At 38.4% G+C, this 12464-nt stretch carries 16 protein-coding genes; 14 read left to right on the top strand and 2 right to left on the bottom strand.

Translation table 11 applies throughout. From position 1 onward, the window contains the following. The first annotated feature begins 106 nt into the window (after positions 1 to 106). The 4 genes from LAV82_RS03740 (at position 107) to LAV82_RS03725 (ending at position 3221) form a co-directional block, all read left to right on the top strand. On the top strand, positions 107 to 1294 hold the full coding sequence (locus tag LAV82_RS03740) for an acetyl-CoA C-acetyltransferase (protein ID WP_013059090.1): 1188 nt from the start codon (positions 107 to 109) through the stop codon (positions 1292 to 1294). Positions 1295 to 1529: 235 nt separating this feature from the next. Next, positions 1530 to 2219 carry a CoA transferase subunit A gene (locus LAV82_RS03735; RefSeq protein WP_013059089.1) on the top strand — a complete coding sequence of 230 codons (690 nt, stop codon included), beginning with the start codon at positions 1530 to 1532 and terminating at the stop codon, positions 2217 to 2219. A 20-nt stretch (positions 2220 to 2239) separates the two neighbouring features. Continuing rightward, entirely contained in the window at positions 2240 to 2908 is a 669-nt protein-coding gene (locus LAV82_RS03730; protein ID WP_016765510.1) for a 3-oxoacid CoA-transferase subunit B, read from the top strand. A 64-nt stretch (positions 2909 to 2972) separates the two neighbouring features. Beyond that, positions 2973 to 3221 carry a YqkE family protein gene (locus tag LAV82_RS03725; RefSeq protein ID WP_211077320.1) on the top strand — a complete coding sequence of 83 codons (249 nt, stop codon included), beginning with the start codon at positions 2973 to 2975 and terminating at the stop codon, positions 3219 to 3221. Positions 3222 to 3248: 27 nt separating this feature from the next. Here LAV82_RS03725 and LAV82_RS03720 read toward each other — a convergent pair whose 3' ends face one another. Then, on the bottom strand, positions 3249 to 4166 hold the full coding sequence (locus LAV82_RS03720) for an aldo/keto reductase (protein WP_499715669.1): 918 nt from the start codon (positions 4164 to 4166) through the stop codon (positions 3249 to 3251). A gap of 93 nt (positions 4167 to 4259) precedes the next feature. Beyond that, positions 4260 to 4424, bottom strand: coding sequence for a Z-ring formation inhibitor MciZ (gene mciZ / locus LAV82_RS03715; protein ID WP_013059085.1), 165 nt, complete (start codon positions 4422 to 4424; stop codon positions 4260 to 4262). Positions 4425 to 4495: 71 nt separating this feature from the next. Between mciZ and LAV82_RS03710 the strand changes: the two genes are divergently transcribed. The 10 genes from LAV82_RS03710 to spoIIAB all read left to right on the top strand — a co-directional run bounded on the left by LAV82_RS03710 (position 4496) and on the right by spoIIAB (position 12463). Continuing rightward, entirely contained in the window at positions 4496 to 5047 is a 552-nt protein-coding gene (locus LAV82_RS03710) for an NUDIX hydrolase (protein WP_057274000.1), read from the top strand. 477 nt (positions 5048 to 5524) lie between these two features. Next, positions 5525 to 6169, top strand: coding sequence for a stage II sporulation protein M (gene spoIIM, locus LAV82_RS03705; RefSeq protein WP_025750451.1), 645 nt, complete (start codon positions 5525 to 5527; stop codon positions 6167 to 6169). Between the two features lie 112 nt (positions 6170 to 6281). Beyond that, entirely contained in the window at positions 6282 to 6734 is a 453-nt protein-coding gene (gene fur / locus LAV82_RS03700) for a ferric iron uptake transcriptional regulator (RefSeq protein WP_013059082.1), read from the top strand. Between the two features lie 196 nt (positions 6735 to 6930). After that, entirely contained in the window at positions 6931 to 7158 is a 228-nt protein-coding gene (locus tag LAV82_RS03695) for a YqzK family protein (RefSeq protein ID WP_013059081.1), read from the top strand. 6 nt (positions 7159 to 7164) lie between these two features. Beyond that, complete coding sequence (xerD, locus tag LAV82_RS03690; protein ID WP_211077322.1) at positions 7165 to 8058, top strand: site-specific tyrosine recombinase XerD; 894 nt, start codon at positions 7165 to 7167, stop codon at positions 8056 to 8058. A gap of 197 nt (positions 8059 to 8255) precedes the next feature. Beyond that, positions 8256 to 9437, top strand: a complete 1182-nt coding sequence (gene deoB / locus LAV82_RS03685) for a phosphopentomutase (protein ID WP_013059079.1) — start codon at positions 8256 to 8258, stop codon at positions 9435 to 9437. Positions 9438 to 9453: 16 nt separating this feature from the next. Next, on the top strand, positions 9454 to 10284 hold the full coding sequence (locus LAV82_RS03680) for a purine-nucleoside phosphorylase (protein ID WP_013084938.1): 831 nt from the start codon (positions 9454 to 9456) through the stop codon (positions 10282 to 10284). 116 nt (positions 10285 to 10400) lie between these two features. Continuing rightward, positions 10401 to 11567 (top strand): D-alanyl-D-alanine carboxypeptidase family protein, encoded by a 1167-nt coding sequence (locus tag LAV82_RS03675; RefSeq protein ID WP_211077323.1) that lies wholly within the window; start codon positions 10401 to 10403, stop codon positions 11565 to 11567. Between the two features lie 102 nt (positions 11568 to 11669). After that, on the top strand, positions 11670 to 12020 hold the full coding sequence (spoIIAA, locus tag LAV82_RS03670; RefSeq protein ID WP_013059076.1) for an anti-sigma F factor antagonist: 351 nt from the start codon (positions 11670 to 11672) through the stop codon (positions 12018 to 12020). Beyond that, on the top strand, positions 12020 to 12463 hold the full coding sequence (gene spoIIAB / locus LAV82_RS03665; RefSeq protein WP_013084935.1) for an anti-sigma F factor: 444 nt from the start codon (positions 12020 to 12022) through the stop codon (positions 12461 to 12463). The genes spoIIAA and spoIIAB overlap by 1 nt, the downstream gene beginning before the upstream one ends. Position 12464 lies beyond the last annotated feature (1 nt).

Here is a 12464-nt window from a genome sequence, read left to right as displayed (position 1 = left end):
AAAATTATAAATTTTTACAAAAAAAGAGGAATTTCGCAACCGATGTCGAAATTAATACAGGTGACAGTTAATCACAGTAATCAAACAGTAAGGAGAGGTTTTCGACATGGGTCAAACAGAAGTAGTCATTGTAAGCGCTGTACGTACAGCAATCGGCAGCTTTGGGGGAAGCTTACAAAATGTATCCGCAACAACTTTAGGTGGTACTGTAATTAAAGAAGCTTTAAACAAAGTAGGGGTATCAGCAAACGAAGTAGATGAAGTTATCATGGGGAATGTCCTACAAGCAGGTTTAGGACAAAATCCAGCACGACAAGCAACTTTAGCAGCAGGTTTACCTGAAACTGTTTCAGCATTAACCATCAATAAAGTATGCGGATCAGGACTAAAAGCAGTACATCTCGCTACACAAGCGATTCTTGCTGGGGATGCTGATGTGATTGTTGCTGGTGGAATGGAAAACATGAGCCAAGCACCATACTTATTAAAAAATGCACGCAACGGGTTTAAAATGGGCGACCAAAAAGTAGTTGACAGCATGATTCAAGATGGATTATGGTGTGCATTTAACGACTACCATATGGGCGTTACAGCTGAAAATCTGTGTGATAAATATGAAATTACTCGCGACGAACAAGATGCGTTTGCAGCTTCAAGTCAGCAAAAAGCAGAAGCAGCTATTCAATCTGGTCGTTTCAAAGATGAAATCGTACCGGTAGAAGTGCCTGGAAGAAAAGGTCAAGTAACTATTTTTGAACAAGATGAGTTCCCGCGCGCAGGCACAACGGCTGAAAGTCTAGGGAAACTACGTCCAGCCTTCAAAAAAGACGGTTCTGTAACAGCTGGTAATGCATCTGGTATCAATGACGGTGCAGCGGCAGTAGTGGTAATGAGCCGTAAAAAAGCAGACGAGTTAGGCCTAACACCATTAGTGTCAATTAAAGCTAATGCAACTGCCGGAGTAGACCCAAGCATTATGGGAATCGGTCCTGTAAGCGCAGTGAAAAAGGCTCTGGAAAAAGCTGCTGTTTCATTAGAAGATGTTCAATTAGTAGAAGCAAACGAAGCATTTGCTGCACAGTCAATCGCTGTGGATCGTGAACTTCAATTTAATCATGATATTTTAAATGTGAACGGTGGAGCAATTGCGCTTGGACATCCTATTGGTGCAAGTGGTACACGTGTCCTAGTTTCACTTATTCATGAAATGCAAAAACGCGACGCAAAACTTGGGTTAGCAACGTTATGTATTGGCGGAGGCCAAGGCGTTGCAACAATCGTTGAACGTCCTTAATTTGATATAGTTTTAACAAACATTAAAGCTATATCACAACGCCACAGATTCCAAACATACAGCTTTGGAACTCGTGGCGTTTTTGTTTTTCCTTTAATTTGTCTAGTAATATAACTTTTTTGACAAAAAAATGATTAAATTATAATTTTCAGTTATATATATATTTAAAAAGAAATAAAAATCTTTTATAATAGATTAGAAAGCGTTTTCAAAAATAACGAAGGGGTGGTTATGTATGAAACAAGTACATACGTCGTTTAAAGAAGCGGTGAAAGATATTCACGACGGTGCTACGATTATGGTCGGTGGTTTTGGTTTATGTGGAATTCCGGAGAATTTGATTTTAGCGTTAGTTGAAACAGGGGTAAAAGATTTAACCGTAATTTCAAATAACTGCGGTGTAGACGACTGGGGACTTGGACTGCTTCTGAAAAACAAACAAATTAAAAAGATGATTGGTTCTTACGTGGGAGAAAATAAAGAGTTTGAAAGACAAGTATTGTCAGGAGAAATTGAAGTAGAATTGCTACCTCAAGGCACGCTAGCTGAAAAGATTCGCGCCGGCGGAGCGGGCATACCTGCATTTTATACACCAGCGGGAGTGGGAACACCCATTGCTGAAGGAAAAGAAGTTCGCGTGTTTGATGGAAAAGAATATTTACTAGAAGAGGCGTTAAAAGCTGATTTTAGTTTGGTTAGAGCTTGGAAAGCCGATCATATGGGGAACTTAGTGTATAACAAGACAGCGCGCAATTTCAGCCCAATGATTGCAGCAGCAGGAAAAGTGACGATAGCAGAAGTGGAGGAACTTCACCCAACAGGTTCACTTGATCCAAATATTATCCACACACCCAGTGTATATGTTCAATCGTTAATTATTGGTGAACAAGAAAAACGTATTGAGCGTTTAACCGTTCAAAAATAACAAAAGGGGAGAGATTTTTCATGATTGAAAACGGCGTGAACGTGAGAGAGCGAATTGCAAAACGTGCTGAAAAAGAAATTTTGGACGGATTTTATGTAAACCTTGGAATTGGTATTCCAACGCTTGTGGCTAATCATATCTCAGATAATAAAACGGTGGTGCTTCAGTCCGAAAACGGTCTATTAGGCATTGGACCATATCCGAAAGAAGGAGAAGTAGATCCTGATTTAATTAATGCAGGTAAAGAAACCGTAACAGCGACAAAAGGCGCCTCTTACTTCGATAGTGCTGAATCGTTTGGAATGATTCGCGGAGGGCATATTAACATTGCGATTTTAGGAGGAATGGAAGTCTCAAAAACTGGTGATTTGGCAAACTGGATGATTCCTGGAAAAATGATTAAAGGAATGGGCGGTGCAATGGATTTAGTTCACGGAGCACAGCGCATCATTGTTATTATGGAACACGTGACGAGAAAAGATGAGCCTAAAATCTTAAATGAGTGCAGCCTCCCTCTGACAGGAAAAGAGGTAGTGGATCGTATTATTACAGATCGAGCGGTCATTGATATTACGGCAGAAGGTCTAAAGCTTGTTGAAGTAGCGAAAGGCTATACGGTAGAAGATATTCAGCAATCTACAGAGCCAACTTTAATCATTGATGAACATGTAAAACTAGATGCATTTTGATTTTTGGTAACAAAAGCAAGAATATGATACAATATCTCTCAATTAAAGTAGCGGGGGAATTGTGATGGCTAAAAAAAAGCAAAAACAATCAGCACAAAAACAAAATGATCAGCTCAGTATCAAAGATCAGCTAAATGATAGCTTATTAAAACAGCTTCAAGCTAAAAAAAAGGCGCTTTCTTTAAAAGAAGAAGAGCAGAAAGAAACAGAGCGTAAAGAAGCTGCTCGAATTCGAAAAGAAAAAGAAAAAAATAAGTCGTTTGAAGAACTGTTAAATGAAAGTGATTTGAACTGGTCTGAATTTAAAAAATAAAAGCGCCGGTAAAGGCGCTTTTATTTTTTAACGGTGAGCTTCGTATTGATTTGCTTTAAAGATCGATTGCAGCTTGCTAATTTCAGTAGGCTGAAGCGGGGAATCCTCGACAGCTTTGACGTTTTCGCGAAGCTGTGAAGAAGAGCTTGCTCCTGCTACAACCGAGGCTACCGTAGGATTAGCTAAACAGTATTGAAGTGCCGTTGAATTCAGAGAGTGAGTTGGTCGTACGTGACGAAATTCTTCTATCGTTTTTGCTAATTCCGTACCGCTATAATCTAAGTAGCCCTTGCCCTCGAATGCAGCAAGTTTTTGCTCTCCTTTTTCGGTTAGCAGTCCTTTGGCTACTGGACCTCTCGCTACAACGCTAATGCCGTTGTCATGTAAAAGAGGAAGTGCACTTTCTTCAGGTCGTCTGTCTAACAAGCTGTATTGCATCATGACGCTGACAATAGAAGAGTTTTGCACATACTCTCGAATCACATTTGGGCGGATAGATGAAATACCATAGTACCGAATGACGCCTTCTTGTTTTAATTCTTCAAATGCTTCAATCGTTTCCTCAATATTATCTTCGAGGGTCCCTCCGTGCAGCTGGTATAAATCGATGTAATCCGTTTGAAGACGGCGCAGGCTTTCTTTTACTTCATCTTTTATGTAAACCTTTGACGGATCCCACGTCCAGCTGTCTTTTGCATCATTCCAGCGATTCCCCACTTTTGTGGCTAAAATAATATCATTTCTGCGTTTTTTTAGGGCTTGTCCCACAAACTTCTCGTTTAAGCCAAAATCATATAAATCTGCTGTATCGAAATAATTAATGCCATATTCGAGAGCTTCATCAATCATATTGACAGCGTGTTTTTGTTCCGTTCCAAGAGACATGCATCCTAAACCTAATGTACTGACGAGCAAGTCTGAAGTACCTAAGCGTCTTTTTTCCATATATGTCACTCCTTATTTTTTACTTGTTTCTATCTATTGTAGCGCTATGATAGAGGGAAACTCAAATAAGAAGATTAAAAAACTGCAGCACAATTAGTGTCTGCAGTCTGCTTGTTTGTAAGAATTAAAATTTTGAGAGATAGCGTTCGTCCACTCATCAACATACTGAAATTGTTCGCCGTATTCTTTTAACTTTTGCTTGATTTCCCATGCTTTACCGACCAAAATGATTTGCTTCTCGTGAACATAAACTTTCATTTTTTCTACCTCCCAAGATTCGTATGATAGAATATATGTAAGAGTCAAAAAAATAGAACGAGGTGTAGAAAATGGATCATTTAACAGAAAAAATGCTGTCTTCTGAAAAGCTGTTTGGAGGCAGAGTGATTGATTTGTACTTAGAAGAAGTAGAGCTTCCAAACGGAAAAACGAGTACAAGAGAAGTAGTTAAGCACCCTGGAGCCGTAGCTATCATTGCATTAACAAGCGATCATAAAATGGTTATGGTCAAACAGTATCGCAGGCCGATGGATCGTATTTTAGTCGAAATTCCAGCCGGCAAGCTAGAAAAAGGAGAAGAGCCGATTGTGACGGCAAAACGTGAGTTAGAAGAAGAAACGGGCTATACGACAGATTCGCTTAGCCATATTATTTCTTTTTATACATCACCAGGTTTTGCGGATGAGTTGGTGCACCTTTATTTAGCGGAAGATTTAAAAGTGATGACCACCAAAGCGGAATTAGACGAAGATGAATTTGTTGAAGTAATGGAAGTTACGGTAGATGAGGCGCTTACTCTTATTCAAAACAAGGAAATTTATGATGCAAAAACAGCCTATGCTGTGCAGTACTTACAGTTAAAAAGCGGATTAGGAGAATAAGAGAGTTTTTTCTTTTACATACGAACGGCAATCTAGCAATGTAGAGGTTTACATTGAAACATCATTTGATGTGAGAAAAAACAGGCATGCGTGTATCTCTAACTTAAAAAAATGTGTGACAACCATATTTTAGTTGAAGGAAAATCCGAACGATGAATAGAGATTCTTGATGGAGAATCAAATTCGTTCGGATTTTTTTAGGTGATGGTGAATGTAGATTTCATTTATATAGTTGGTTCTAGAGGTTGATTGGAGGGCAAGGCGAAGACTCACCGGCCGCTCGCGGAAAGCGAAGCCTTGCATGGAAATCAACAGCGGTGGCCCAAGCCATCCATACTATCTCATTTGTTCTTATTTAGAATGGATTGATTTCATTATGTCTCATTCTCTTTTTTTATTTGATAGATTCAAAAGATTCTTGGCATAGTTTTTGTACTCTATCATACACTCTATTAAGCGATTAATAGGAGGAAGACGATGAGAAAAAAACAATTGCCATTATCGTATGCAAGACATTTTCAAGAAAACAGTTCTATTTATTTGTTTGTGACCGTGCTGTTTTTAATGGGAATCATTTTTGGGGCTATTGTTGTAAATAGTTTGACGCTTGATCAAAAAGAAGACCTGTACTTCTATTTAAACCGGTTTTTCGGACAGGTAAAGAGTGGAGAAGTAGCAAGCAGCGTTGAAATGTTTCAGCAAAGTTTTTTTCATAATGTTAAATACTTGGGGCTCATTTGGATATTAGGAATTGCCATTATTGGTTTGCCTGTAGTGTTAATTCTGCTGTTTTTAAAAGGAATGGTGATTGGTTTTACCGTAGGCTTTTTAGTCAATCAAATGGGACTCTCTGGGTTTGCGCTATCTTTTGTATCTGTTATGCCGCAAAATATCTTTCTCATACCGGCATTTCTGATCTTGTCTGCAGCTTCAGTTGCCTTTTCTTTGAAGCTTGTGCGGCAGCAATTCTTTAAAAAAGCAGCGGAGCCAATTTCCGCATCCTTTTTACGCTATAGCGGCACGATGATTGCAATGATATGTTTGGTTGCCTGTGCGGCTACAGTTGAAGCCTATGTATCACCTACTTTAATGAAAAGTGTAATGGCTCTATTAAATAAGTAAGAATAAGTATTAAGTAAAAAGAATTCTTTTTTCTTATTAATAATAACTTTATTTTGACACCCTCGACACATCTGATATAATGAATTAGTGAATGGCGAGGGAGGGAATAATTATGGAAAGTCGAATTGAGCGAATTAAGCAGCAGTTGCACTCAGCTAGCTATAAATTGACACCTCAACGTGAGGCGACTGTAAGAGTACTTCTTGAACATGAAGAGGATCATTTAAGTGCCGAAGATGTATATCTCCTCGTCAAGGAAAAGTCTCCGGAAATTGGATTGGCAACTGTTTATCGTACGTTAGAATTGTTAACTGAACTTAAAATTGTTGATAAAATAAACTTTGGCGATGGCGTTTCTCGCTACGATTTAAGACAAGAAGGAGCCGCACACTTTCATCATCACCTTGTGTGTATGGAATGTGGATCTGTGGACGAAATTCAAGAAGATTTGCTTGAAGACGTTGAAGAAATTGTGGAAAAGCAATGGAATTTTAAAATTAAAGATCACCGCTTGACATTTCATGGCATTTGCCATCGCTGTCAGGATAAAGAAGACAAGCAGTAAAAGCCTTTTTCCTAATGGAGAAGGTTTTTTGTCGTACATAAATAGAAAAAAATAACGAGGTTACAAGCTACATGTTTTTATAGAAAGAAAGGAAATGACCAGGAGAGAACTCAGCGTATAAAGGTAAGAAACATGTATAAAACCTGTCCCAATTGGCATATCTTCTAATAGAATCAAAAATTGGAGGAATTGTTTCATGAAATCATGGGCTGAAATGGTATATAATACATGTAAAGTATTTATCTTATTTACCGGGTTTACTCTTTTGTTTTATTTTGGAATGATATGGGTATCTCAAGAGTATCAAAATTATAAACGTTATGATGAGCCGTCGGGTTCAGCAGTTAAGGTCATGCAAGCAAGTGTGAACAAAGATCAGACGTGGCTAGAGCGTTTATTTATGTTTTATCAAAACGGGGAGTAGAGGCTATTGAATGATCAAATTCAAGATTTTATTCATTATTTAGTAGTAGAGCGGGGACTGGCGAAAAATACGATTGATTCGTATGAACGAGATTTAAAAAAGTATGCTCAATATTTAAAGCATGTAGAGCAGCTGAAATCATTTAATGAAGTAACAAGACTCCACATTGTTAATTTTCTGAAATATTTAAGTGATCAGCAAAAGTCATCTAAAACGATTGCGAGACATGTGGCTTCAACTAGATCTTTTCATCAATTCTTACTAAGAGAAAAAGCAGCGGATACAGATCCATCCGTTCATATTGATACCCCGCAGCTTGAGCGCAAGCTGCCAAAAGTGCTAAATGCAGAAGAAGTAGAGGCGCTGTTAAATGTGTTTGATACATCGACGCCTTTTGGCATACGAGACAAAGCGATGCTTGAGTTGCTTTATGCTACTGGAATTCGTGTGTCTGAACTCGTTAACTTAAATATTGATGATGCACATTTGACGATGGGATTTATTCGTTGTATCGGAAAAGGAAATAAAGAAAGAATTGTCCCCATCGGAAGGTTGGCAACGGAGGCGATTGAAGAGTATTTACAGCATAGCCGGAGTGTTTTAACAAAGCAAAAGGAACAGGACAAAGCACTCTTTGTTAATCATCACGGAAGGCGTTTAACAAGGCAGGGGTTTTGGAAAATATTAAAAAAGTTAGCTTCTGAAGCAAAAATTGAAAAAGAATTAACTCCTCATACGTTACGGCATTCGTTTGCTACTCATTTGTTAGAGAACGGCGCGGACTTAAGAGCCGTTCAAGAAATGCTCGGGCATGTGGATATTTCGACCACTCAAATTTATACACATGTTACAAAAGCACGTTTAAAAGATGTATACAATCAGTTTCATCCGCGAGCGTAGGAAGATTCCAATGTCCAATGAGTTCATAGACATTGGTTTTTTTGATTGAAAACACTTTCATTCATGTGTACAAAAAAATAAAAAGCGTCTATACTAATAGAGAGGTCAGACTTCTGACCAATAAGAGAAGATGGTTAAATTATTTCCAAACGGGAATTTTATAGAGAATAAATAAATTGATATTTGGAGGGAATAAAATGGCGCATACATATAAACGCGTATTTTTAATTGTCATGGATTCAGTGGGTATCGGTGAATCACCGGATGCTGAAAAATACAATGATAAGGGTGCTGATACGTTTGGTCATATTGCAGAGCACTGTAACGGTCTTCATATGCCCAATATGGCTAAGCTTGGCCTAAGCAATATCCGTGAAATTAAAGGAATCGGTAAAGCCGAAAAACCGTTGGCTTACTATACAAAAATGCAGGAAGCTTCTGCAGGAAAAGATACAATGACAGGTCATTGGGAAATTATGGGTCTTAATATTGATACGCCTTTTAATGTATTTCCAGATGGATTTCCAGAAGAGCTGATTTCACAATTAGAAGAAAAAACAGGTCGAAAAATCATCGGGAACAAACCAGCGTCTGGTACAGAAATTTTGGATGAGCTAGGAAAACAGCATATGGAAACAGGTGACTTAATTGTCTATACATCAGCGGATTCTGTTTTGCAAATTGCTGCTCATGAAGAAATTGTTCCAATTGATGAATTGTACAAAATTTGTGAGATTGCTCGTGAATTAACGCTTGATGATCCATATATGATTGGACGTGTTATCGCTCGCCCGTTTTTAGGTGAACCAGGTAACTTTACACGTACATCCAATCGTCATGACTATGCATTAAAGCCTTTTGGACGTACAGTAATGAATGAATTAAAAGACAATGACATCGATGTTATTGCTATCGGTAAAATTTCTGATATTTACGACGGAGAAGGGGTAACAAAATCTCTTCGTACCAAATCGAATATGGACGGCATGGATAAGCTAGTTGATACATTAAACATGGACTTCACAGGCTTAAGCTTCTTAAATTTAGTTGATTTTGATGCTCTCTATGGTCATCGCCGCGATCCACAAGGATATGGGCAAGCACTTGAAGAATATGATGCACGCTTAGAAGAAGTATTTGATTTATTAAAAGAAGATGATTTATTGATTATTACAGCGGATCATGGAAATGACCCTGTTCATCATGGGACAGACCATACGCGTGAATACGTGCCGCTTCTTGTGTACAATAAAGGCATGCAAGAAGGAAAAGAGCTTTCTATTCGTCAAACGTTTGCGGATATTGGCGCAACGGTAGCAGAAAATTTTGGCGTAGCAATGCCTAAGCATGGAAAGAGTTTTTTAAAAGAGCTGAATTAAGCAGGGGGAATGGAGTATGAAAAAAGAATATATCGAAAAAGCAGCAGCATATATTAAAAATCAATCAGCTGTTACACCAACAATTGGGCTTATTTTAGGTTCTGGACTAGGGGTATTAGCTGACGAAATTGAAGGCGCGGTAAAAATTCCGTATAACGACATTCCTGAGTTCCCGGTTTCAACAGTTGAAGGTCACGCAGGTCAATTAGTAATAGGTACTATTCATGACGTACCGGTTGTAGCTATGCAAGGACGTTTTCACTTTTATGAAGGGTACGCCCTTGATAAAGTAACATTTCCAGTGCGCGTAATGAAAGAAATCGGTGTAGAAACGTTGATTGTAACGAATGCAGCGGGCGGAGTAAACGAATCCTTTAATCCAGGAGACTTAATGATTATTTCTGATCATATTAATAACTTTGGAACCAACCCTTTGATTGGACCTAATGACTCTGATTTTGGAGTAAGGTTCCCGGATATGTCAACTGCTTACTGCAAGGATCTTCGTCAATTAGCGAAGAAAGTAGGAGCTGATTTAAATATCGCCTTACAAGAAGGTGTATATGTAGGAAATACAGGTCCAACATATGAAACGCCTGCTGAGGTGCGCATGCTTCGCATTATCGGGGGAGACGCGGTTGGCATGTCTACAGTGCCAGAAGTTATTGTGGCACGCCATGCAGGTATGAAAGTGCTAGGTATTTCTTGTATTTCTAATATGGCAGCTGGTATTTTAGATCAGCCGTTAAATCATGAAGAAGTAATTGAAACGACTGAAAAAGTAAAACAGCAGTTTTTATCGCTTGTAAAAGAAGTAGTAAAGCAGCTTCCAGCTTATCAAAAATAAGAAGAGAATATGACTTCAAGCATCGAGAATTTCTCGATGCTTTTTTTATTTCCCTTAGTATAAATCGATTATACCTTGGAAAAAATAGGTTGTATAAAGAATGGAGGTTTGTGGAGATGAAGCGAACTATTGTAAAGTTACTCGTTGTCATATTTTTATTTCCACTTATGACGCAACCTGTTTTAGCCGCAGAAAAAAAGAATTCTGAGCTTGCTGACAGTGCTAGGTCAGCTATTTTAATTGAACGGGATACAGGAAAAATTCTATACGAAAAAAATAGTAATCAAGAACTTCCCCCTGCCAGTATGACTAAAATTATGACAATGATTTTAATTATGGAGGCTTTGGATAAAGGGAAAATTACCTTAAAAGATAAAGTGCGGGCAAGTGAATATGCCGCTTCAATGGGAGGCTCACAAATCTTTTTAGAGCCCGGAGAAGAAATGACGGTAAATGATTTGCTAAAAGGGATTGCGATAGGTTCTGGTAACGATGCTTCTATGGCAATGGCTGAATATTTAGCTGGATCAGAAGAAAAATTTGTAGCAAAGATGAACCAAAAAGCGAAAGATCTTGGTTTGACTCATACAAAATTTCAAAATCCGACAGGCCTGCCCGTAGAAAATCACTATAGTACAGCTCATGATATGGCCATGATGGGCAGAGAGCTGCTAAAGTATGAAAAAATTATTAACTATACAAGTAAATACGAAGCTTATTTGCGCACGGATACAGATAAGAAGTTTTGGTTAGTAAATACAAATCGCTTAGTGAAGTTTTATCCCGGCGTTGATGGACTCAAAACCGGATTTACAGGTCAAGCTAAGTATTGCCTAACAGCTACCGCTAAAAAGGGAAATATGCGTGTGTTAGCGGTTGTATTCGGTGCAAGCACGCCAAAAGATCGCAATAATCAAGTAACCAAAATGTTAGACTACGCATTCAGTCAATATACAACGAAGCCTTTATACAAAAAAGGAGACGTTATTACCAAGATAGATGTAAACAAGGGTAGCGAAGATCAGGTAACAGCTGTTACGTCCGAGCCTATTTCTGTTTTATTGAAAAAAGGAAATGCAGCCAAAGACGTTAAAACAGAAGTGAAAATGAACGAGAAGCTAAATGCGCCTATTCAAAAAGGCGACAAAATTGGAACGTTGACCATTAAGAAGGATAACAAAGTAGTTAGTTCTTCACCGCTTCTTGCAAAAGAAGATATCGATGCTGCTTCTTGGTGGAAGATATTCAAACGTACATTCTCTATTTTCTCTCAAACATCTTAAACAGCTAAATGTGACGAAATAGAACTAGTTTTGTCGGTGAGAAGGATTCTATTCTGTCGGCAGCGAAAGACTGACTATAAGATTTCCGAGGAGGTTTGTATAGTGAGTCTTTCGATTGAATTGGAATTCAAACAAGATGTCTTGTTGGTTCGATTAACTGGAGAATTAGATCATCATACGGCAGAAGAGCTAAGAAGCAAAATCACCGAAGCGATAGAGAAGGAATCTATCAGCCATTTGATTTTAAATTTACAGCATTTAACCTTTATGGACAGCTCTGGCTTGGGGGTTATTTTAGGGAGATACAAACAGGTTCATAATAACGGCGGGGAAATGGTTGTATGCGCTATTTCTCCTGCCATAGAACGTTTGTTTAATATGTCAGGCTTATTTAAAATTATTCGTTTTGAACCTAATGAAGAAAACGCGCTTCAAAAATTGGGGGTGGCATAATGAAAAATCAAATGAACCTCCAATTTTCCGCGCTTAGTCAAAATGAATCGTTTGCTCGCGTCACGGTAGCATCATTTATTACGCAGTTAGATCCAACAATGGATGAGTTAACAGAAATTAAAACAGTCGTATCTGAAGCAGTAACAAATGCTATTATTCACGGCTACGAAAGCAATCCGGATGGCGTGGTATATATTTCTGTGACGCTTCACGAAGACGGTGTAGTCGAGCTGATGATTCGTGATGAAGGAATTGGTATCGATAACGTGGATGAAGCCAAGCAGCCGTTATACACAACGAAACCAGATCTAGAACGTTCTGGAATGGGTTTCACCATAATGGAAAACTTTATGGACGAAATTCGAGTGGAGTCTACTGTATTAGAAGGTACGACCTTATATTTAAAAAAGCACTTAACAAATAGTAAAGCGCTATGTAATTAAG

The organism is Bacillus sp. ILBB4, assembly GCF_035064545.1.
Taxonomy (GTDB): Bacteria; Bacillota; Bacilli; order Bacillales; family Bacillaceae_H; genus Priestia.
Note: the sequence above shows the minus strand (reverse complement) of the source record. Positions and strands in the feature narration are given on the sequence as shown.